This is a genomic window from Microcoleus vaginatus PCC 9802, from assembly GCA_022701275.1.
Lineage (GTDB): Bacteria > Cyanobacteriota > Cyanobacteriia > Cyanobacteriales > Microcoleaceae > Microcoleus > Microcoleus vaginatus_A.
Genome location: CP031740.1, coordinates 6,578,768 through 6,600,193, shown reverse-complemented (window position 1 = coordinate 6,600,193; position 21,426 = coordinate 6,578,768). Strand labels below are relative to the sequence as shown.

Here is a 21,426-nt window from a genome sequence, read left to right as displayed (position 1 = left end):
CATTTCTACATTGAGATTGCTTGGCTGTGGGATGGCGGCCGATGTCGCAATTCCTAATTTTTATCGCCCAGAGCTCGGCGACCGATGTCCCGACGGCAGTAGACCCCTTCAAATTCGATACAATCAACCGCTGCATAAGCTTTGGAGATAGCTTGTTCCAAAGTTTCTCCCGTCGCAGTGACGCCCAAAACCCGGCCGCCGTCGCTCACCAACTGCTGCTGCTTCAACTGGGTGCCGGCGTGAAACACTTCTGCTCCTTTGGCTTCAGCTTCCTCGATACCTGTAATAACTTTGCCTTTTTGATAACTTCCAGGATAGCCCCCAGAAGCCAAAACTACGCAAACAGAGGCCCCCGACTTCCAGCGAATAGAATATTCACCGAGACGCTGCTGACAGCAGGCGAGCACCAAGTCTTCTAAAGGAGTTTCCAGCAGTGACAAAACCGCTTGAGTTTCGGGATCTCCGAAACGGCAGTTGAATTCTAAGACTTTGGGTTCTCCGTCGGGGGTAATCATTAAACCTGCGTAGAGTACACCCCGGTAGTCGATTTTGCGTTTTTGCAGTGCTGCGAGGGTGGGTTCGAGAATTTCTTCTTGAATCCTTTCCATGAGTTCCGGGGTGACAATGGGCGCTGGGGCGTAGGCTCCCATACCGCCGGTGTTGGCTCCCTTGTCGCCTTCGCCGATAGCTTTGTGGTCTTGGGCCGGCAACAACGGTTCCACTGTGATGCCGTCGGTGAGGGCGAGAATCGAGACTTCTTGACCTGTTAAGAATTCTTCGACGACGACTCGGATGTTGTCGGTGCCGAATTCGCCTCGGAAAATGGTGTTGATGGCGCTGTGAGCCATTTTGACGGTGGTGGCAACGGTGACTCCTTTGCCTGATGCGAGTCCGTCTGCTTTGATGACTATTGGGGTTCCTTGTTCCAGAACGTATGCTTTTGCTGCTTCTGCGTCGGTAAATACGGCAGCTTTGGGTGTGGGGATGCCTGCTTGGAGCATCAATTCTTTGGCCCAGGATTTGCTGGATTCAATTTGGGCGCCGGCTTTTGTGGGGCCGAAAATCATCATTTTTCGCTGTTGGAAATAGTCGGCGATGCCTAGCGATAGGGGCAATTCGGGGCCGACGATGACTAATCCGATGTTGTTGACCATCACAAAGCGTTCGATGCCTTGGAAGTCGTCGATGTTGAGCGACAGATTTTGACAGCCTTGGGTGGTAGCTGTGCCGCCGTTGCCCGGTACGCAGAATACTTGTTTAATCCGCGTAGATTCTAGCAGTTTTTTTGCGATCGCGTGCTCGCGCCCTCCGTTTCCCACAACTAAAACTTTCACAGTATCCTCACCTATGAATTTTGTTCCCTGAATGTCTGATTTTCAGTGTTGGCATCTATCTATCTGCTTTTTGCAGTGCTGTCAATTATGCCATGCTTGGCGCTAGGGAATTGCTAGATGTGGCACTTTTCTGGAGGGGTGGGGTTCGACGGCTGTTTCTCTATGGCTGGGAGCGTGCAATAATTAAAGACTTTAGCTGCACAATTTTTCTAGGTTCTGCCTCGATTTAATCCTGCAATTAAAACTCTTTTCTGGCTTTTAACTCTTCAATTACTGTAATTCATCCGGGGGCAAATAGCGATAAGATAGGCAGGTTGACTCTGCGGAATTTTACTCACATGAAATCAAATCAAACCGCTGCGAGTTCGTCTGCCAAATTTAAGCGGGTGGGCGTTGTCGGCGGTGGCCAGCTAGCTTCGATGATGGGGGATGCTGCTAGGGCGCTAGGTATTGAATTGGTAGTACAAACTCCCCATGCTACTGACCCGGCAGTTTCTGTTGCTGCTGGTGTTGTTTTGGCTGCTGTTGATGATGTTTTGGCTACGGCTCAATTGGCGGCTGGCTGCGATGTTATTACTTTTGAAAATGAGTTTGTAGATTTGGATGGTTTGCGGCCACTAGAACAGCAAGGTGTGTTATTTCAGCCGAGTTTGTCGTCGCTTTCTCCTTTGTTGGATAAGTACGTTCAGCGCTGTTATTTACAAGGTTTGGGTTTACCAACTCCGAGGTTTTGGGAATGGGATGGCAGCGCGGATTTGCCCCCAGAATTGTTTAAGGCGGTGGCGATCGACTTTCCGGCAATTTCGGTTTCCGACAGCGTGCAGATGGAAGGAGACTCGGATGCTGGATCGATCGACTTTCCGTTTGTCGTCAAAGTTCGCCGCCACGGTTATGACGGCCAAGGTACTTTTATTGTTAATGATCGGGGGAGTTTGGAGTCAATTCGTGCTAAACTCCAAGGTCAGTCTTTGCTAGTGGAAGAGTTTGTGCCGTTCGATCGCGAATTGGCAGTGATTGCGGCTCGATCAGCAAATGGCGAAATTGCGATTTATCCGATAGTGGAAACTCAGCAGCAAAATCAGGTTTGTCATCTGGTGATTGCGCCTGCTGATATTAGTTTAGATGTGAAAACAGAAGCTTGTGCGATCGCTCGCACTCTCCTCAACAGTTTGCAAGCTGTCGGCGTATTCGGCATTGAATTATTTTTAACCGCCGATAATAAGCTGTTAGTCAATGAAATTGCACCCCGCACTCACAACTCGGGACATTTTACCATTGATGCCTGCGAAACTTCACAATTTGAACAGCATTTGCGCGCAGTTTGTCAACTGCCTTTAGGCAATTCGGCTCTGAAATGTGCAGGCGCTGTCATGGTAAATTTGCTAGGCTACGAGTCGGCCCAGTCCGATTATTTAGCAAAAAGAAAACAACTGGCACAAATTAGCGGTGCTTTTGTACATTGGTATGGTAAGAAAGAATCGCGTCCCGGCCGGAAACTCGGTCACGTTACAGTTGTGCTCGACGCGGACAAGGTGGCTCAGGGGCGCTCCTCAGCAGAGGATCTCGCTCAAACCGTAGAATCCATCTGGTATGCAACTTAAATTGCTCGAAGCTTGCCAAAATTTGGTTAGTTGGTATATATTAAATAAAGGTTCTACTGCGACGTTGGTGACTGCCAATAATGTTTTTTTGATCTATAACTCTTAACTCTCGGGAATCAAGATGTTTGGACAGCAGTAAACTGGGCTTGTACCCAGAAACTTTAAGTCCGAGCCAACGGTACCCACCTGGTAAAATACCAGGTCAAAAGCTGAGGTAAGACGGCGTTGCGGGGAGCCATTAAAATTTCGATTGAGATAGGCGCTGTGAAATATGGCTAGCCTATTTTTTTTTGAGATAAACGCCTTTATCATACTAGATCTTCAAGTTTTGCCTAAACTCCTCTAGACAGGGCTATTTCATTCTAAATAATGCCTTAGCAAGGATATCGTTTCCGGTTGCATCGGAAGGAATAATAAAAGCGAGTCAACAGTCAAAACTTAACAATCATTCAGTTTTTCCACTGACAGTCACTCGTCAAGCCCTGATGAGGAGTGCAACCGGAATTGATATGACTTGTCGATCACGCCTGAGATAAAAATAAAGCGATAAGTTAAATTGACGACGGTCGATCGTGCCATATTTCCAGCGGTACTGGTCGCAACCTTCCCGCTACTTCTACACTCGGCCAATTCGGATCAAAAGTCAAATTTTCCAACGTTCCATCGCTGTGAATTAAAAACGTATCCTCAATTTTTGCTCCCGACAAACTCGGATTCCAAGCCACAGCCATATTTTCTGCCAAAATATCTGAAGTAGCCGGATTCGCCACAATTTCCCGCGCCAAATATCCGGTAGTTCCGCCTTGATGGTGTTCCGCAATTGCTTGAGGATATCCGTGCTCTTCGTAAGCAGTTTTAAGCGTATCATAAACCGCATTCAGCGTTACTCCCGGCCGACAAAAATTTAGCGCCACTGCTTCAATTTCCCTGACTTGTCGGTGCAACTCTGAATACTTTTCCCCAAGAAAATCGAAACAGACAAATCTGGTTAAATTTGCATACAAACCCCATCCCCTCGCGCAAAATACTAACATTGCTTGTCGTCCAATTTGTTCGGCGGTAGCTGTGGCGTGGCGGTACATTGGTAAACGCCTTTCTCCAGCAACTAATGTCAGGGCTGGATGCAAACCTCTCGCCCACAAAGCCTCTGCACCGGCTCCCGCTAGCTGATATTCTGTCCATGTTGGTTTGGCTGCGGAAAGTACCTCTGTCATGGCTTCGCTGGCTAAACGCCCGACTCGGCGATATCGCTCTAATTCGCTTGACATCATTGTCTGTTTGCGAGACTGTAAAGATGCGATTATTGGCGTTTCTTTGGGATAAATTGGCCGATCGCTCATGACGTTACCGTCACCAGTAATTTCTTTGACGAAAGCTTCGCGCTGTGCAACATCAGCCCAAGGATAGATGTGCATTTGAAAGTTGGCTGGCACTTCCTCGTCCTGCAAGCGTTGAGCTTCGATTTCATCGGTGAGAACCCAAGCGTTTTCCGCAGTAATTAATATTTCTGCAACTCCGGTTTCTGCAGTTAGCAATACTGTATGAGAACCGCCGGCTGTGGCCCAGGCAAACCAGTCAGTGCCTCGCAAGCGAAGGGCGATCGCTCCTGTTTCGTTTAAGGCTTTGCGGATGAATTCGAGTTTTATATCGACTTCTTTGTTGAATGAGTTTATCATATATTGACCCAAAATCTAAAATCTAAAATCTAAGATAGATTGACCGATACGGCTTGCAATTCTTTAGCTTTTTCTTCGGGTAAAGCGTCGTTGGCAAACATTCCGGCGGCGAGTTCGGTTCCTGCTAGGTATTTTAGCCGCTCGCTCGATCGATAGGGCGGATAAAATTGGGCGTGCAAATGCGCTTCTGGATGGGGTTTCCCGTCTGTGGGCCCTTGAAACCAAGCCATCAAATAAGGGAATGGGCGATGCCACAAACCGTCATATTTGAGGGTGACTGTTTTTAAGGCCTTAGCGAGTGATTGCCGCTGTTTTTCCGTCAAATCGATAAATGTAGCAGCGGGGGCGATCGGGGCAATCCACACTTCGTAAGGGTAGCGGGCACAAGCGGGGACAAAGGCGATCGCCTCTTCGTCTAAATAAATAATTCGCTGTTTGTCGGAAATCTCTTTTTGAATCAAATCTTGCAGCAAACCGCTACTGTTTTTTTGATAGTAACTCGATTGACATTCTAACATCCGTGCCGGCACCGGTGGCACGAACGGATAAGCGTAAATTTGACCGTGGGGATGGTGCAAAGTTACTCCGACTTCAACGCCGCGATTTTCAAATGGCAAGACGTATTGAATTTCGGGATTGCTGCCAATAACTGAAGTGCGATCGGCCCATACTTCTAATAGCAATTCCAAGTGAGATAACTCCAAAGAACCCAAGGAAGCCAGCGGATCTTGAGTGAAAACAACGACTTCGCAAATGCCCTTGGCGGGCAAAGTTTCGACAATATTTGCAGGTGCATTTTTTGCTTGCACAGTCATCGAGGGAAAGCGGTTGTCAAACACTGCTACATCGTACTTTCCCGGCGGCAATTCTGTCGGAAACTTAGGGTTAATTGTAGCTGCCAGCGGGTTGTATTCCGGCGGCGGCATGAAAGTTCTTCCCTGACGGTGGCTGGCGTATGCTACCCATTCCCCTCGCAAAGGATGCCACCGAAAGTGGGGGTTTGCCTCTACGGGTTCATTGCTGGGACTTACGGCCGCGATACCTTCTGGGATTGGGTAGCGACTGTAGAGTGTGAGTGGGCGGCCGTCTGGTTTTAGCAATGTTTGGGCGTACATTTTTTGTAGGGGCGGGCGATCGCGTTTAATATATGTTAGGAGTATAACTTCGTGCTTTGAGCATCCGCCCCTACCTAAAGTCGCAAATTATTTTAACAAGTTTACTTTGCAGTACCAACGTCAGTCGACCGTCCGCAAGTCCGCCAGGCGTCGAAACCCACGGGGTTTTTAGCTAAAGAGCTCGCTATGAGGACTAATGAGTTCTTGAGTCATATCTAAGAGGACTTTAGCTTTGACAGGACTTACGCAGGCCCACTATATATAGTGTGCCAAAAAAGGCATCTCCTTTTTCTCTCATCAAGAGTGAGCCTCACGAGATTAAAAACTTGCTGGCTCAAAAAATCACCAATTCTCCTGTTTAACAAGATATAGCAGTAGGAAAGGATAGTGGTCAGACTAACTATATAGAAAGATTTAATAATACTCTGATACAAAGAATATATAGTCGGTAATAAAAAAAATACCACTTTAAAATACTCTCCTATATTAGAGGCAGCTCTTTGGTATTTTATTGATGAGTATAACGCCAGTTGAGCTATCCAATAAAAGCCTTAATTATACTGACTATGCAGGACTACTTAATTTTTAACCTTTGATTCGCCTAGGCTAAATTTAACGGATATTGCCACTTTAATTATCCGCGCTCCACACCTTCGCAATTGTATCCCTATTATTCCAGGTACTGCCACATTAGTGCAGCGAATTACAGCGTTATATAACAAGTTAATATTGCTGACTAAATAGCAGCAGAATTGGATCATCTCTGCTTAGCGCAGGTTTATCCTGCACTGACTTATTATCACGAAAATCGAGCAGAGATAGAAGCAGAGTTAGTGGCTGAAGAATCGGAATATGAGCGTTGGATAGCATTAAATAACCTACCCATGCAGGAGACATGAGTCAGCATTAGTTTTTTTAATCAGGGCTAATGTCCTGACTACGATCGCAATTCCCAATTACCCAGTATATTTATCGATCGACCATTCGATCGAGCTTTTCCTTAACCAACAAGTCTAACAACGAGCGCAACACAAACAAGCCACCGAATCCCGAAACCGCAAAAGCTGCGATCGCCCCCGTTTGATATCCGCCCACTAGCAGCACTGCACCCGACAAAAACACAAAACCAGTCAGACAAGCGAAAATTAGAGTTTTCAAAGCTAAATTAATGCGTTTCAAGGCTCTTTCGCTCTCGATATTTCGCACTCTAATTTGCAGTTCGCCCTCTTCAATTCGCTGCTCCAAACGCTTGAGAAAAAATTGCGATTTGCTCGGCTGCCGTAACTTATATGTAATAAAACTTCGCGCTTGCCTTGCCAATTCTCCGATCGCATTTCCCCGCCCCTTGCTCACCGCAATACTCTTGACAAAAGGCTGAGCGGAGGCTATGAAATTGTAGTTAGGGTCGAGAGTTCTAGCAATGCCGTCGAGAGTCGTCACGGACTTGACAATAAACATCATTTCTGCGGGCAAGCGAAACGGTTGCTGCTCGAACATGATGTAAAGTTCGTTCTTAATTTCATTAAAAGCTTGAAGGTCGATCGGCTTATCAATAAACTTATCCAACAGAAAAGCAATCAGCCTGCGTACCGGCATCATATCTGGCATCGGCTCAACTAAGCCGATCGAAATTAAAGTATTGAGTACCTCGTCAGTATCCTTCCTCATCACAGCAAAAAAAGTCTTGACCATTTGGTCTTTAGCCAGAGACTTTATCTCAGCCATCATCCCAAAATCGTAAAAAATCAAGCTACCATCTTCTGTTACCGCCAAATTTCCCGGATGCGGGTCAGCTTGAAAAAAACCGTCAATTAACAACTGTTTTAAATAACAGCAAATTCCGAGTTGATTGAGCTTCACAATATCCACTCCAATCGCCTCTAAACTAATGCGATCGTCCACCTTAATGCCTGGTGCGTATTCTAGAGTCAGCACTTTTTTAGTAGTGTATTGCCAGTAGACTTTCGGGACAATAACTTGAGGATATTCTCGAAAATTATGGCTAAAGCGATCGGAATTTTTACCTTCTTGCACGTAGTCAATTTCTTGATATAAAATCTTAAAAAACTCGTGATAAATAGATTCCAGGTCATATTTGCGCGTCCCAGGCAAATAGCGATCGCAAAAACGCATCACTTGGCGCACCGCCTTCACATCCAAATCAAATAAACTTTCCAAACCCGGACGCTGCACCTTCACAATCACATCTTCCCCGGTGTGCAGCCTAGCTTTGTGCACCTGTCCCAGACTCGCAGCAGCGATCGGCGACGGGTTAAAATCGCGGTACAAAGCATAAATATCCTTGCCTAACTCTGATTCTACAAGAGCGATCGCCTCTTCGGAACTAAACTGAGGAACCCGATCCTGCAACTGTTCGAGTTCCTTCACATACTCAAGCGGTAGCAAATCCGCCCGAGTCGAGAGAGACTGCCCGATTTTAATAAAAGTCGGGCCTAAATTTAGCAAAGTATTGACCAACCAATGAGCGCGAATTCTTCTAGTATGAGGAGAATTATTTTGCAGCAGTCCATCCCACCACAAAAAAAACATAAACTTTCCCGCCGCTGCAAAAATGTCTATTTGCCGTGCCAGTGGCGAATATTTAGAACGTTGCCAACGCAGGGTTTTAGGTGCAGCTTTTGTGAGCATAATATTGGCTATCGAATTCCATGCACCGTGACAATTTTTAGGGGACAATCCAGGACGCAGAAACCGGCTTGTACGAAAAGACGGGTTGCAGGCCTTTGAAACAGTTAAAAAACTCAGTTTCTTTGGTCTATGCTGCGTAAGATCATCTCCGACTATACAATTATAATTAAGTTCCTAGTAAGTAATGCAAGTCCTGATTAATTCATAAATACAGGACAGTCGTACTCACTACAAACACGCGCTAATTACAGGCCAATAACCAGACATAATATAAGCCCTCGGGAAAATCAGTAATCGAGAACCGGCAATTTAGACGGCAACCAGACCAACAATTCAAAACAGAGGACTTGCTAGCGTTTACGACATTTCCAACTCTCCCTCTTCTGGCAAGTTTTCTAGTTTCGCCTGTTCGGTGCCAATTCCCAGCACCTTCTCAGCCGAACTATTCTTCTACATTAGAGAGTTCCGCTGCAAATTGCGGCAGAGTCAGAGTAAAAGATGTACGCCACAAATTGTCAGCTTCTGAACTTTCTGCCGGACAGCTAGATACATCAATAGTACCATTCAAGTGCTGCACTAAAGACTTTACCAGAGCCAGACCCAAACCCGTACCGGCGATAGCTTGGTCAGTAATGCCAGTGCCGCGGCGGAACTTGTCAAAGATGTGGGGTAAATCACCCGCAGAAATGCCGCGCCCGAAATTAGAAATGCTCAGGACAATATAGCCGGCTGCCTCAGACGCCTCCAAAACTACCGCCGTTCCAGAAGCAGAGTATTTTCCAGCATTCGTCAGCAGTTCCAGCAGCACCCGATTGAGAATGTCCGGGTCGGTTTCCCAGCAAGGGGTTAACTTGGGCAAATCCACCTTCAGAGTCAATTGCTTATCCGCCCACTGTTTTTCAAAATCCCTAACTAAATCTTGCAATAAACGGTTGAGATCGATTTTGATTAGAGAAATCGGGACTTGCTGAGGCTCAAACTGCTTGAGGGCCAGCAAATCGTTAACCAGAGCAGTTTCCTTAGAACACTGCTGTTCTAGAATGTCGAGATACTTAGTCCGACTCGCTGACGGCAGTTCAGCTTGTTTGAGCATCAGAATTGCCAGCTTCATGATTGTTAAAGGGGTACGCAACTCGTGACTCAGAGTGCTGAGAAACTCGTCTTTAATCAGCTTCAATTTCCGCATTTGCTCTAGCTGATTGGCAGATTGTTCGTACAGTTTCCCCTGCACGTCTAGACTTTGCTGCAACTGAGAGGTTCTGTCTAAGACTACGGTTTGCAATTCCTTAAGCGTTTGAGTTTGGATAATCATCTTGCTCGCTTGAGCGCTGACTGATTCCAGAACTTCTAATTCTTCCGGGGTCCAAGTGCGCGGCTCGGACTGCTGCAAAACCAAGAAACCCAAAACTGTTTCCTGGCAGCAACCGCCCGTGAGGGGAACCAGCAGCAAGCCGCGAATGCCTTGGAGTTTCAAAATTTCTTTGGCTGCTTCTTGTTCTTTGCCGATTAATGCGCCTGCGTCAGCGAGGGCGAGGGGTTTGGCTGCGCTGTGGAATGCTTGGCGGCACAAATTAGATTCTGACAGCCAAAAAGCGGGAGAGTTATTTGGTTTTGAGTTGGGGATTTTGGATTGGGAATTAGCAGTTTTATTCTTGTTTTTTGTTTTGGATGTTGAGCTTTTTTTCCCAGTAGCGCTTTGTGTTATTGCCTGTTTGTTTGGAGCTTTTTTTACAACGGATTCGCAAACTAATTCGACTTTCGCTTTGGGAGTTTGATTGGGGGAGCGAGTTGTAAATAAAGGATCTGTATATTTCAATAGCAGAATTTGGCCTCTATCTACTTCCAGGGTATCGACGGTATTTTCAACAACTTGCTGCAATCTTCGATCGACTTCTGAATTTGTGTCGATCGATGCAGCAACTGACCTGAGTAGATTTTTGTATTTAGCTTGTCGCTGTAACTGTTCCTTTAAGGTGGCAATTTCTTGAGTTTTTTGAATGTGAGAAATCGCGATGCCGATCGCGTCTGATGCTGCTTCAAGGCGCTGCCGATCGGCTACCGACCACTCATGAGCTTGCGACTTACCAACAATCACCATGCCATTTACAGCCCCTCCAAATCGCGCAGGCCCTGCCAAAATTGCCCGAAAAGGCAGCGCAGTCACAGGAGAATTGGGCGATGAAGCTGCCGGACTATCAAGATAATCGGATATCGCCACTATCTCGCCGTCTGCTAGGACGTTTGCCCAAGCGGGATGTTCGAGTGATATGCTAGGCGGTTTTAATCTTGGGGTTTGGGGGTCTTCGGGTGTTTCGGTGGAATCCACAGCACCGGCCAAATAGGGGAGATCGCTCCTATTTTGCCAGCAAGCATTTGGATTTACTACTTTCTGGTCAAGCACACCAGCAACCAAACAGAAATCTGCCCCCCACGCAACCCCCAAAGTGGTGGCTATTTGCTGGAGCAGGATTTCTCCATCAAAGCTGGTCGCGAGAATTTGACAAATTTGTCGCCCGAGAAGGGCAGGATCGACCTGGAACTGCATAAGACGATCCAGAAATTTTGGGATTGATACTGGTTCTGGGATTTGCGGTAAATGCAAAGTGCAAGACTCGGACGGCGATCGGTCGATCGGACTAAAGTCTTGATTTCCCTGGCAATCGATCATGGCAACCAAGCCTTTATTCTAAGATGTTTGACCCGGCTCCTGCTGCAACAAATATAGAACCTTTCCATAACTGTCGGCTTGACAGTTATGACCCTGCTTTCTGTGTTTGTGCAGCCTGTCGGCGGGTCACTAGATATCTGAAAATATACCCCGAGCTGACTGAGTTCTATTTTCCCGTTTTCTACCCTTCGATCTGTACGGGATGAACTTTACCATCCTTTACCGGATGATTATCAATCCCATTCCCGCTAATTTTGACTGTTATTGTATAGTATGAAGCTTTTCTAGAGACCGCTTAGTGACACCCCTCTTCTCACTGTGTGATGTTTCCTATTTAAGTTAGTGATCTTAACAAATTTTTATTTTGATACAAATCCGCCGATCGAGTAACGCCGATCGCAAAAATTCTCAATCAAAAAATTCTCAATCATAACATAGTTGAGAGTTTTCGAGTTTTTGCTCAAAAACTCATTTTTCACAACACCTAGAGCCGTGCAGCGAAGTCTCTGGTTAAATTTATCCCACCTACCTGCTTACTTATTTTGTGCTTCCTGTTGGGCTTTATCGCTATTTTGGCGGTAAAGTGCAGTCCGGTTCAGAGCCATTGTATAGCGGGGATGCTTGGAGGGCACGGCGGCCATCAAATCCGAAGCTTGCTGCCACTTAGCAGCTACGACTAACCAATCCTCGCGAGATTGAGCGGTTTTGCCCTCGGTGGCTGCTTGTTCGGCTACTCGCACTGCTTGGGCAAAAGAGTCAACAGCAGAATTAACAGTCTCCTTAGAAATTTTCAAAGCAGGTTTTGCCTCCGAGGGAGGGGCAGTTGCCACTGCTTGGGTGGTGGCTTGTGTGCTGTTTGGCACTTGGGAATTGAGTCCTTTGTAGATGGCTGCCACTGCTGCAAGTAACAGCACCGTCAAGCTGATGCCGCCGACAATACCGCGCTGAAATTGTCGGGGTTCGTGGATCGAGCGAGGTGCAGCCATTCTCGGCAAAGCCCGCTTGCCGGAGATAGCTTGGCGTTCGTGATGGGCGGTGGCTAAACGCTTGAACAAATTCGGTTTTCTGAGTTTAATTTCTTGAGACCACAGCAGTTGATTCTCCGAATCGCGACTAATTTCTTCGAGCCACAGCAGTTGGTGTTCTCGGACAAGCCGGCTGTTGATGTTGACTCGGCGAATATTGTGGGGCGAAATGCGTTCCAAAATTTCTCGGACTCGATCGACCAAACTAGACTCTTGGAGCAGTTGGGGCGTTGCAGCTTCGCACAGCAGTTGCAGCACCCCGTCTGCAAACACAGCTCGGGCCCTGACCCCTACCTGTGCCAGTTCGTCATTAAGGATTTGAATAATCGATGCAACCGAGCCCTCGCGAGCTTGTCGAGCAATGTCATCTATTGGATTGGTCATAAAACTATCTTGACGCTTAGCAATCTGTTAATTGTTAACCCAAAGTCTCGGATCTAATTTTTACTAATACAGGTTATCACTGACACTGCCAGGTTAAAATGAACAGATGCAAATCTTGCATACCGATCCACTTAAAATTATCACCACAGCATTGAGCGAGGCTAACAGGAAATAAACTATGGGTAAAGTAATTAGCGGTCAAATTTTTGTTGTAGACGACAACATCGATACAGATCAAATTATCCCGGCCGAATACCTGACCCTGGTTCCCTCGAAGCCGGATGAGTACGAGAAACTAGGCAGTTACGCTATGATTGGGTTGCCCGATCGCTACGGTAAGTTTATCGAATCCGGTGAACAGAAAACCCGGTATCCGATTATCATAGCCGGCGAAAATTTTGGCTGCGGTTCTTCGCGGGAGCACGCTCCGATAGCTCTCGGGGCCGCCGGCGTCACAGCGGTGGTGGCTTTGTCTTACGCCCGCATTTTCTTTCGCAATTGCTCGGCTACTGGCGAATTGTACCCGATCGAATCAGTGGAGCGGCTCTGCGACTTGTTTGCTACGGGGCAAGAAGTGACGATCGACTTTACAGCAGAGGTAATTGTCAACCACACTCTAGATCAAACTTTCTCGCTCAAACCTTTAGGAGAAGTAGGGCCTGTAATAGATGCCGGAGGGCTGTTTGACTACGCGCGCCAAACAGGAATGATTGCCGCTCGCTCTTAACTTTTAAAACCCCTGCAATGTAGGGTGTACCACCGGGCGCACCTTACAAATATCTCCCAGCTCAAACCGCTCCCATCTAGGGGGCGCGGAAATTTTCTCAAATCGACTCAATAAAATTCAATAAAATACGCTGGTGAGCAATGCCAAAAGGTCGCACATCTCTTGACTGCTCAGAATAGCATTTGCCAGCCCGAATCTGCTCGGGTGTCAACAACTTCATATCCCACCCCTCAAGCAAAACTAAATCCTTGACATCCGCACTAAGTTGTGCATGAAAAACGTGGCGAACCACATCTTTTTCGACATCACAACAGAAAAAAGAAACACTTGCAGGAGCATAGCCAATTTCCTCTGATAATTCCCGCACTACAGCAACTTCCGGCGTTTCCCCGGGTTCCAAGTGTCCGCCAAACAAAGCCCAATGTCCGGGATACCTGATATGAGGAATATCGTCCCGCAACTGACAGAGAAACTTGCCCTCTCGGTACAAAATCGCGATCGCAACGTGAATTTTAGTCATGTGTTAGAAAGAAAAGAGAAGGAAGAAATTGCTGTAGGAGCGGGTTCACCAACATCTGTAAAATTAACCAAAAATATAGGTAAACCCGCCCCGACCATAATATTATGGTTAATGAACTTTGAAGATAAATAAACAGCTCCAAATCGCCCAAGCACAACTATAAACCTTTGATTTTTAGGAAATAGACTTACTCATGGAAATAAATTAGCATCTTCGTATTTTTATTTATTTGCCGCTGGAGTGCGCTTTAATTGTTGCATTTCCTCAACATAAACTTCACCTAAATCCTTTCCTGCCAATTCCTTCAGAGTAATACTTTTGTAGCGGACTTCTCCCTTCAGCAACACTTCATCGCCAAGCTGGGGCAAATCTTGCGTGGTTAAAATCCAAATACTGCCAGTACCATCCTCAAGTTGATAAGCCGCATTCCCCACAAACGGAGCGCGATTTTCCACCTTTCCCCGGAGATAAACTTCAGCATCCACTTGCCGCTTTTGTTGAACGTCGCCAATGCTAGCCACATTAAAACCAAGATTAAGTTGAGACAGAGGTAAATTGCCACAACTGAAAAAACCGCTGGCGAGGATTAGCGATAAAGAGCCGGTGCAGAATCTTTGAACCCAAACTTGCTTAATTGCAGTAGTCATTGGTCAACTGATTGGAGATTTGAGATGTGAGATACGACTTACTTTAACAGAATCCAAAGAATCGATCGCAAGTAAGAAATTTCTCTAGTGTAGTCCTTGACGGGGATTAAGCTAAAATCTAAAATCGTCAGCCCCTAACCCAGAGTCTACAATGGATGCCAAAACTGCTCAAATACTAGATGGCAAAGCTTTAGCCACAAAGATTCAAACCGAGCTGAGCGATCGAGTCCGCGCCCTACAACCCCAAAAGGGGCGTCCTCCCGGACTTGCGGTGCTGATGGTGGGCGACAACCCAGCTAGCGCAGCCTATGTTCGCAACAAAGAGCGAGCCTGCGCTAAGGTTGGCATAGCTTCCTTCGGCCAGCATTACCCCGCAAACGCTACTCAAGCCGAACTAGAACTTGCAATTCGTGCACTCAACGAGGACGATCGAGTAGATGGCATTTTAGTTCAATTACCGCTACCAGAACACTTAGATGCAATTGGGCTGCTGTACCAAATTGCTCCCGACAAAGATGCTGACGGACTTCACCCTGTAAATTTAGGCCGTCTCGTGCGCGGGGAGCAAGGTTTGCGGAGTTGTACTCCCGCCGGAGTGATGCGGTTATTGCAAGAATACCAGATTGATTTGAAAGGAAAAAATGCCGTTGTTTTGGGACGGAGTATTTTGGTAGGTAAACCGATGGCGCTGATGCTGTTAGAAGCCGATTGTACTGTTACTGTAGCTCATTCGCGATCGCAAAACTTAGAATCTATTACCAATCAAGCCGATATTTTAATAGCCGCAGTCGGCCGCACAGAAATGATTACACCTAATATGGTCAAACCTGGATCAGTAGTAATTGATGTCGGTATTAACCGCGTCGTCAATCCAGACGGTACGAGTCGTTTGGCCGGAGATGTTGACTTTGAGGCTGTTAAAACAGTAGCCGAATTTATCACGCCGGTGCCGGGAGGAATCGGGCCGATGACTGTTGCTATGCTTTTGGAAAATACCGTTTCGAGTTATATTGAATACGGTTCTAATTGAATAGGGGCAAACTTGTGAGCCAGTATTGGCTCAATTAGGGTTAGTAATCTACCAACAGACAAACATTTTAGCTATGGCTTTAAAACCGGATGCGTCAGGGACATTGCGCTTAATTGGCGACAACACCTCGGAATTAATTCAACTTTCTCTTGGAGAGCTAACAAACTTCCCTTTAGGAGCTTGGGTACTCAATGGCGATGATACAGTAAATGGCTCAGGGGCTAGCGAGTTAATCCTGGGAAATGAAGGGGAAGATTTTCTCATAGGTTTTGCAGGCAACGATTCTGTATTTGGGGGAAAAGGAAGAGATGGCCTGTATGGAGCGGATGGAAATGACTGCCTCAGTGGTGGTCTAGATGCTGATTGGCTTATTGGAGACTCTGGCGATAATCTTTTAGGCAATGATATTTTATTTGGGGGTAGAGGCAATGATGTTTTAGAGGGCGCAGGGGGGGATAACACTCTGGTTGGTGGCTTGGGCAGAGATATATTAAGTTGTGAGTTTGGCGGTAATTTATGCGTTCTGGGAATAGATCCTGCCACTACAGATATCAATTCTAGTGATCTGATCGGATTGTTTGATCCTGGTTTTGATCTAATTGGATTAGCCAGTGGCTTAACGGTGAATGATATAGTGTTGGAGCCGGTACAGGATGTGACAATAACAGTTAGTTTCGATGGGCCGCAAGCTTTACTACTCCTGTCTCCAGAGCGGGCCAGGGAAAATAGCGGACCTGCTTCAGGGACTCTAATCAGAGTCAGGAATTCTAACGCGATTTTAGGTTTTGTAGAGGATGTAACGCCTAATGAACTACAAAGCAGCATTGTTTCCGTTCAGGGTTTCTAAGTTCAGGACAATCAGTGGTAAGCTGACAAACTTATAATATTGTTAGCCACAAATTAACTCCTGATATTTAGAGGAGTTACGCAGAAACGCTAGTAGTAGGGTGCGAAATACGCACCTTACTACTATCGGTTGTGTAAAAAGTGACTATTATATTGATGTCGGTATCAACCGCGTCGTCAATCCCGACGGTACGAGTCGTTTGGTCCCAGATGTGGATTTTAATGCTGTTAAAACAGTAGCCGGATTTATCACGCCGGTGCCGGGAGGAATCGGGCCGATTACTGTTGCTATGCTTTTGGAAAATACCGTTTCGAGTTATATTGAATACGGTTCTAATTGAATTATGACCCACTTGTGAGCCAGTATTGGCTCAATTAGTAGGGTTAGTAATCTACCAACACACAAAGATTTTAACTATGGCTTTAAAACCGGATGCGTCAGGGGCATTGCGCTTAATTGGCGACAACACCTCGGAATTCATTCAACTTTTTCCTGGAGATCTAACAAATTTTCCTTTAGGAGCTTGGGCGCTCGATGGCGACGATACAGTAAATGGCTCAGAGGCTAGCGAGTTAATCCTGGGAAATGAAGGGGAAGATATTCTCACAGGTTTTGCAGGCAACGATTCTTTATTGGGGGGAAAAGGAAGAGATGCCTTGTTTGGACAGGAGGGGAATAACTCCCTCAGTGGTGGTCTAGATGCTGATTTTATTCTTGGAGAGGCTGGCGATGATATTTTATTTGGGGGGAGAGGCAATGATGCTTTAAGCGGCGCAGGGGGGGATAACACTCTGGTTGGCGGCTTGGGCACAGACTTATTAAGTTGTGGGTTTGGCAATAATTTATGCGTTCTGGGAATAGACCCTGCCACTACAGATATCAATTCTAGTGATATAATCGAAAGTTTTGATCCTGATTTAGATCGCATTGGATTAGCGGGTGACTTAAGGGTCAATGATATAGTGTTGGAGCCGGTACAGAATGTGGCATTAACATATACGATCGATTTCCCACAAGCTTTACAACCATTACTCCCTCCAGGTCCGGCCGGCGCAAGTGGATCTGCTTCAGCAACTCAACCCAGAGGCGGAATTACCGGAGTTTATTCAGGAACTCTAATCAGAGTCAGAAATTCTAACGCGATTTTAGGTTTTGTAGAGGCTGTAACGCCTAATGAACTAGAAAGCAGGATTGTTTCCGTTCAGGGTTTATAATTTCAGGACAATCACTGGTGGCATGAAAAACTTATCAGAACTAGGGTGCGTCGTTGTGAGATGGTATATCGGATTTGAATATTTAAGGGTGGCGACGCACCCTACTGCTTTTAATCAAGCTTAAGGTCGCATTCGCTCGTTGGTAGTGCTAAGCAGGAAAGGATGAGCAGACAGGAAGCGAAGCATTGTAATGGTGGATGAATAACCAAATTGCTCCAATGTGATTCTCTAACTTCTTTGAGAACGACAAGCTTTTACGAACCAGACGCGACACGCGCTGACGCAAGGTGCAATTGAAGCGTTCAATGTAGCTGGTTTTTCCTGTTTATGAGCCCACTGCATAATGCCGTTTGCTGGGTAAGACCTCCGCATAGGCTGACCAGAAATCGCTGTAGACTACGGCACATTGGCGGTAAACCGGGGGCATCGACTGCAACGCCAGCTTGTGCTGATCCGGAACTGCGATTGCCGATGTGCACCCCGACGATCTCACGGGTTTGGGTATCGAGGGCAAGCCACACCCACTGCTTGTTGCCTCTGTTGCCGACAAATGACCACAATTCATCCATCTGCACCGTCAGACGGCGTTTTGGCTTTGGGCGCACTTGCACCTCCTGCTCTACCTGTTGGTATTTCGCATTAACGTATTGTTGCACCCACAGTTCTGATATCTCCAAGGCACGGGCAATTCCTGCCAGCGACAACTTCTCCAAGAGCAATCGGTCAATGATGCCTTTAGTTTCCTCGCTAATCATCCGCCACTGCGGATCTTCGACAAATTGCCGTCCACAGTCTCGACATTTGTAATTTTGCTTCTGATGCCGAGTTCGACCGTTTTTCATCACAGCGTCAGACTGACAATTCGGACAGATAGGCAGAGCGGTAGACATGCAGACAAACAACATTAGAGTCACAGCACTTCCATTCTCTCACCCTTTCCTCTTTAGGACTACCCGCTCGTTTAACCGCCCTCGGAACTTGGCTGTATTCAGACGGATGGCTCTTTATGCTGTTAATCAAGAAACCACTCTCAAGCGTAGCTTACGACAGAAAAGACTACGGGCTGCGATGAATGATGACTACATGATGAAAATTCTCCAGTCCTTGTGCCAAGCCTGATTGAGATGCTCTTACCCTGATTGCGGGGAGTTGCATTTAGAATGGAAACGCTGGAGAACATAACCGCAAATAAATATCCCGTTGAGTATCAGAAAAAGCTCTTCTGCCATGCATGATTCTAGTATTGTCAACCATTAGGATATCCCCTGTTTGCCACGATATCTCTGTAGTTATTCTCTCAGCCACTTCATTAAGCTCAGACACAATATCATCAGTTATTTCTGAATCATCATCAAAGCAAGGGGTGTTGGGATTTCTATGTTTTGCTGCCAATAGACTGTTGATAAAGGTCGGATATTTTCCACATCTACTTGGGTGTATGGCTGGACAAATAAATTGATAATCGATTGATTCATCTTCGTTTATTTGCAATAGTACATTATTGCTTCTACAGATCTGTTCTACTACTCTTAAGTCATCAGTTTTGTATTTTTTTTGCCAATCCTCCTTAGCCAAATGACCAAAGTATTTTAATTTTTTATTACTAAATAACTCTTTGAGTGGACTACTGAGTTCATTAAACAACTGCCTACCATCACATAGTATTGTTTCACCGTCTTGTGATGCTGGATGAGCGCAGAAGAACCAAAGCATCAACGGAATATCTTGTTGATAGTACATTTCTCCATGCAATTTAATCTCGTCCTTAAAATCATTGACGGTTAATAGAGTTGCATTCCCATTAATTACTCGGCGATTAAAGACGCCTCCGCTATAATCCCGAAAATCTTTACTAAGGGAGTTAGTGAATTCGGTAAAAGTGTCAACACTATTTTCAAACCCTCTAAACAGCAAGAAACCATAAGATTTAAACAGGTTAATAATTTCTTCCCGGTTCAGGTCTAAAATATTAATATTATCTGTATTGATGATTTGTTGACCAACATTTTCTGATAAAAGCTGTGTATTTATCTTCATCTCTATCTCCTAGCTATTTTCTACTTTGTACAGAGTGTGGTTGAAACAATCACTGCCGATTCCTTGATATTTCTAAATAGTCCTCTATTCAAAATACATCAAACCTACCTTACTCCAGCAGTTCAGGTTGTTGATGTACGATTAATTCGTAAAGTGGTTGAAAGCTAAACCAGCCTACCTGATGTGAGCCTACCTGGCGCTGCGCCAGACGAGCATTTTCGGAGTCGATGAGGATGGGGGTGCCAGCCGCCTCTGCCATCAACTGCGCCTGACAAGAACGTTCCATTGCGACAAACCACCAAGCCGCTTCATCAACTGAATGACCCACAGTGAGTAGACCGTGGTTGCGGAGGATAATGGCTTTCTTCTCCCCTAGTGCTGTTGCTATGCGCTGGCCTTCCTCAAGTTGGAGAACTACTCCCCTGTAGTCATTAAACAGGCTGTGGTCTTCGTAGAAGGAACAGGCATCTTGGGTGAGGGGGTCGAGGAGACGACCGAGGCTAGACCAGCTTTTGCCGTAAATTGAATGAGCGTGTGCTGCTGCCACGACATCAGGACGGGCTGCATGAATTTGAGAATGGATTGCATAAGCTGCCCTGTTAATAGGCTTGTGCCCCTCTATAACTTCACCTTGATGGTTCACCAGCAGCAGGTCGCTGACCCGGATGAGACTGAAGTGTTTACCCAACGGATTGACCCAAAAGCAATCCAGGTGTTGAGGGTCGCGGACGGTAATGTGTCCTGCGATGCCCTCACTAAACCCAAAGTGTCCAAACAGACGTAAGGCTGCTGCAAGGCGCTGCTTGCGATGGCGGCGTTCTTCCTCAACCGTAGCAAAGGTCGGAGGCTGGAAGATGGATTGAGGTTCTTTTAAGGTAGGCATAGAATGCGTGTCAACTTAATTTGACAGGGCCCGGTTATTTTAACCTAATTTTGATCTTCATACAAAACTTAAATAGGAATTCTTGATAGCAACAACGCGAATTCGGCGATAATGTGCAATCCAATTACCATCGCGGTACAGCGCCGATCGCAAACGCTCTTCAACGGAGTTAATTACCTGGGATTGCACATCCTCAGACAGCCCGGACAAAAACCCGCCCGCACACATCTCAATCCAATTTACCATAACTACGCGAATTCTGCGATAATCTGCAATCCAATTACCATTTTACCATAACTACGCGAATTCTGCGATAATCTGCAATCCAATTACCATCGCGGTACAGCGCCGATCGCAAACGCTCTTCAACGGAGTTAATTACGTGCGATCGCACATCCTCAGACAACCCCGACAAAAACCCGCCAGCAAACATTTCAATCCAATTTACCATACCCGCGCTGCCGCCTTCTAGGGGAGTCGGGCGATCGAACAAAACGGCATAACCTACATCAAATCCCTGCTTTTCCAAAAGCCCAGCATAATCGCCAATACTCGGAAAATACCAAGGATTAAGCGCTTCAGGCTCCTCGCAGCCAATTTCCGACAAAACACTCAAAAGCGCCCGGACGATCGCCCCCACGTTCCCCTTACCGCCAAACTCAGCTACAAAACGACCTCCCGGCTTCAGCGCTTTTTCCACACAATTAATCACAGCATCCGGCTGTTTAATCCAGTGCAAAACCGCATTAGAAAACACAGCATCTAACGGCTCTTCTATTTGAAAACTCCTCGCATCGGCGGCAGCGAAATTAATGTGAGGATAGTTAACTTTTGCCGTAGAAATCATCGACAAAGATGAATCAATACCTTGCACAAAAGCACCACTTTGAGCAATCTTTTCAGTTAACTGTCCCGTACCGCAGCCCAAATCCAGAATTTGTTCACCAGCCTTCGGAGCGAGTAACTCCAAAAGCGATTCACCGTACTGCCAAACAAAAGCATGATTTCCCTCATAAAGCACTGAATTCCAAAAATCTTGTGACATCTCTTCTCTCCTCTTCTCTTCGTG

17 protein-coding genes, 1 other RNA gene and 4 pseudogenes are annotated in these 21,426 nt (G+C 46.2%); 9 read left to right on the top strand and 13 right to left on the bottom strand.

Annotated elements, in window-relative coordinates:
• Nucleotides 1-53 precede the first annotated feature (53 nt).
• Nucleotides 54-1,334 carry a phosphoribosylamine--glycine ligase gene (locus tag D0A34_27255; GenBank protein ID UNU22040.1) on the bottom strand — a complete coding sequence of 427 codons (1,281 nt, stop codon included), beginning with the start codon at nucleotides 1,332-1,334 and terminating at the stop codon, nucleotides 54-56.
• A gap of 338 nt (nucleotides 1,335-1,672) precedes the next feature.
• On the opposite strand from D0A34_27255, the gene D0A34_27250 reads away from it, so the two are divergent.
• On the top strand, nucleotides 1,673-2,935 hold the full coding sequence (locus D0A34_27250) for a 5-(carboxyamino)imidazole ribonucleotide synthase (protein UNU22039.1): 1,263 nt from the start codon (nucleotides 1,673-1,675) through the stop codon (nucleotides 2,933-2,935).
• A gap of 50 nt (nucleotides 2,936-2,985) precedes the next feature.
• Nucleotides 2,986-3,172, top strand: a non-coding RNA gene (gene ssrS / locus D0A34_27245) — 6S RNA.
• Between the two features lie 314 nt (nucleotides 3,173-3,486).
• Here the strand turns inward: ssrS and D0A34_27240 are convergent.
• Nucleotides 3,487-4,611 (bottom strand): M24 family metallopeptidase, encoded by a 1,125-nt coding sequence (locus D0A34_27240; protein ID UNU22038.1) that lies wholly within the window; start codon nucleotides 4,609-4,611, stop codon nucleotides 3,487-3,489.
• A gap of 29 nt (nucleotides 4,612-4,640) precedes the next feature.
• The gene (gene galT, locus D0A34_27235; GenBank protein ID UNU22037.1) at nucleotides 4,641-5,726 is read right to left on the bottom strand and encodes a galactose-1-phosphate uridylyltransferase; all 1,086 of its coding nucleotides are present in this window, start codon (nucleotides 5,724-5,726) and stop codon (nucleotides 4,641-4,643) included.
• A 621-nt stretch (nucleotides 5,727-6,347) separates the two neighbouring features.
• On the opposite strand from galT, the pseudogene D0A34_27230 reads away from it, so the two are divergent.
• A pseudogene (locus D0A34_27230) lies at nucleotides 6,348-6,625 on the top strand (hypothetical protein).
• 70 nt (nucleotides 6,626-6,695) lie between these two features.
• Here D0A34_27230 and D0A34_27225 read toward each other — a convergent pair.
• From D0A34_27225 to D0A34_27215, 3 genes are all read right to left on the bottom strand, one after another.
• Entirely contained in the window at nucleotides 6,696-8,375 is a 1,680-nt protein-coding gene (locus D0A34_27225) for an AarF/ABC1/UbiB kinase family protein (protein ID UNU22036.1), read from the bottom strand.
• 442 nt (nucleotides 8,376-8,817) lie between these two features.
• Nucleotides 8,818-11,043: a GAF domain-containing protein gene (locus D0A34_27220; GenBank protein UNU22035.1), complete on the bottom strand. Its 2,226-nt coding sequence runs from the start codon at nucleotides 11,041-11,043 to the stop codon at nucleotides 8,818-8,820.
• Nucleotides 11,044-11,576: 533 nt separating this feature from the next.
• Nucleotides 11,577-12,452 carry a hypothetical protein gene (locus D0A34_27215; GenBank protein ID UNU22034.1) on the bottom strand — a complete coding sequence of 292 codons (876 nt, stop codon included), beginning with the start codon at nucleotides 12,450-12,452 and terminating at the stop codon, nucleotides 11,577-11,579.
• 178 nt (nucleotides 12,453-12,630) lie between these two features.
• Here D0A34_27215 and D0A34_27210 point away from each other — a divergent pair, with 178 nt between their 5' ends.
• Entirely contained in the window at nucleotides 12,631-13,179 is a 549-nt protein-coding gene (locus D0A34_27210) for a 3-isopropylmalate dehydratase (GenBank protein ID UNU22033.1), read from the top strand.
• A 97-nt stretch (nucleotides 13,180-13,276) separates the two neighbouring features.
• Here the strand turns inward: D0A34_27210 and D0A34_27205 are convergent, their stop codons facing one another.
• Nucleotides 13,277-13,699: an NUDIX domain-containing protein gene (locus D0A34_27205; GenBank protein UNU22032.1), complete on the bottom strand. Its 423-nt coding sequence runs from the start codon at nucleotides 13,697-13,699 to the stop codon at nucleotides 13,277-13,279.
• A 221-nt stretch (nucleotides 13,700-13,920) separates the two neighbouring features.
• Nucleotides 13,921-14,346: a DNA-binding protein gene (locus D0A34_27200; protein UNU22031.1), complete on the bottom strand. Its 426-nt coding sequence runs from the start codon at nucleotides 14,344-14,346 to the stop codon at nucleotides 13,921-13,923.
• Between the two features lie 151 nt (nucleotides 14,347-14,497).
• Here D0A34_27200 and folD point away from each other — a divergent pair, with 151 nt between their 5' ends.
• The 4 genes and pseudogenes from folD to D0A34_27180 all read left to right on the top strand — a co-directional run bounded on the left by folD (nucleotide 14,498) and on the right by D0A34_27180 (nucleotide 17,437).
• Complete coding sequence (gene folD, locus D0A34_27195) at nucleotides 14,498-15,376, top strand: bifunctional methylenetetrahydrofolate dehydrogenase/methenyltetrahydrofolate cyclohydrolase FolD (protein ID UNU22030.1); 879 nt, start codon at nucleotides 14,498-14,500, stop codon at nucleotides 15,374-15,376.
• A gap of 73 nt (nucleotides 15,377-15,449) precedes the next feature.
• On the top strand, nucleotides 15,450-16,223 hold the full coding sequence (locus D0A34_27190; GenBank protein UNU22494.1) for a calcium-binding protein: 774 nt from the start codon (nucleotides 15,450-15,452) through the stop codon (nucleotides 16,221-16,223).
• A gap of 151 nt (nucleotides 16,224-16,374) precedes the next feature.
• Nucleotides 16,375-16,563, top strand: a pseudogene (locus D0A34_27185) (bifunctional 5,10-methylene-tetrahydrofolate dehydrogenase/5,10-methylene-tetrahydrofolate cyclohydrolase).
• 76 nt (nucleotides 16,564-16,639) lie between these two features.
• Entirely contained in the window at nucleotides 16,640-17,437 is a 798-nt protein-coding gene (locus D0A34_27180; protein ID UNU22029.1) for a calcium-binding protein, read from the top strand.
• Nucleotides 17,438-17,585: 148 nt separating this feature from the next.
• Here D0A34_27180 and D0A34_27175 read toward each other — a convergent pair.
• Nucleotides 17,586-18,327, bottom strand: a pseudogene (locus D0A34_27175) (IS1 family transposase).
• On the opposite strand from D0A34_27175, the gene D0A34_27170 reads away from it, so the two are divergent.
• Nucleotides 18,326-18,556 carry a hypothetical protein gene (locus tag D0A34_27170; GenBank protein ID UNU22028.1) on the top strand — a complete coding sequence of 77 codons (231 nt, stop codon included), beginning with the start codon at nucleotides 18,326-18,328 and terminating at the stop codon, nucleotides 18,554-18,556. The pseudogene D0A34_27175 and the gene D0A34_27170 overlap by 2 nt on opposite strands.
• Before the next feature lie 36 nt (nucleotides 18,557-18,592).
• Here D0A34_27170 and D0A34_27165 read toward each other — a convergent pair whose 3' ends face one another.
• From D0A34_27165 to D0A34_27150, 4 genes and pseudogenes are all read right to left on the bottom strand, one after another.
• Nucleotides 18,593-19,474 carry a TauD/TfdA family dioxygenase gene (locus D0A34_27165; GenBank protein ID UNU22027.1) on the bottom strand — a complete coding sequence of 294 codons (882 nt, stop codon included), beginning with the start codon at nucleotides 19,472-19,474 and terminating at the stop codon, nucleotides 18,593-18,595.
• Nucleotides 19,475-19,583: 109 nt separating this feature from the next.
• On the bottom strand, nucleotides 19,584-20,357 hold the full coding sequence (locus tag D0A34_27160) for a class II aldolase/adducin family protein (protein UNU22026.1): 774 nt from the start codon (nucleotides 20,355-20,357) through the stop codon (nucleotides 19,584-19,586).
• Nucleotides 20,358-20,414: 57 nt separating this feature from the next.
• Nucleotides 20,415-20,603: pseudogene (locus tag D0A34_27155) on the bottom strand (SAM-dependent methyltransferase).
• A gap of 34 nt (nucleotides 20,604-20,637) precedes the next feature.
• The gene (locus D0A34_27150) at nucleotides 20,638-21,402 is read right to left on the bottom strand and encodes a methyltransferase domain-containing protein (protein ID UNU22025.1); all 765 of its coding nucleotides are present in this window, start codon (nucleotides 21,400-21,402) and stop codon (nucleotides 20,638-20,640) included.
• Nucleotides 21,403-21,426: the final 24 nt, after the last annotated feature.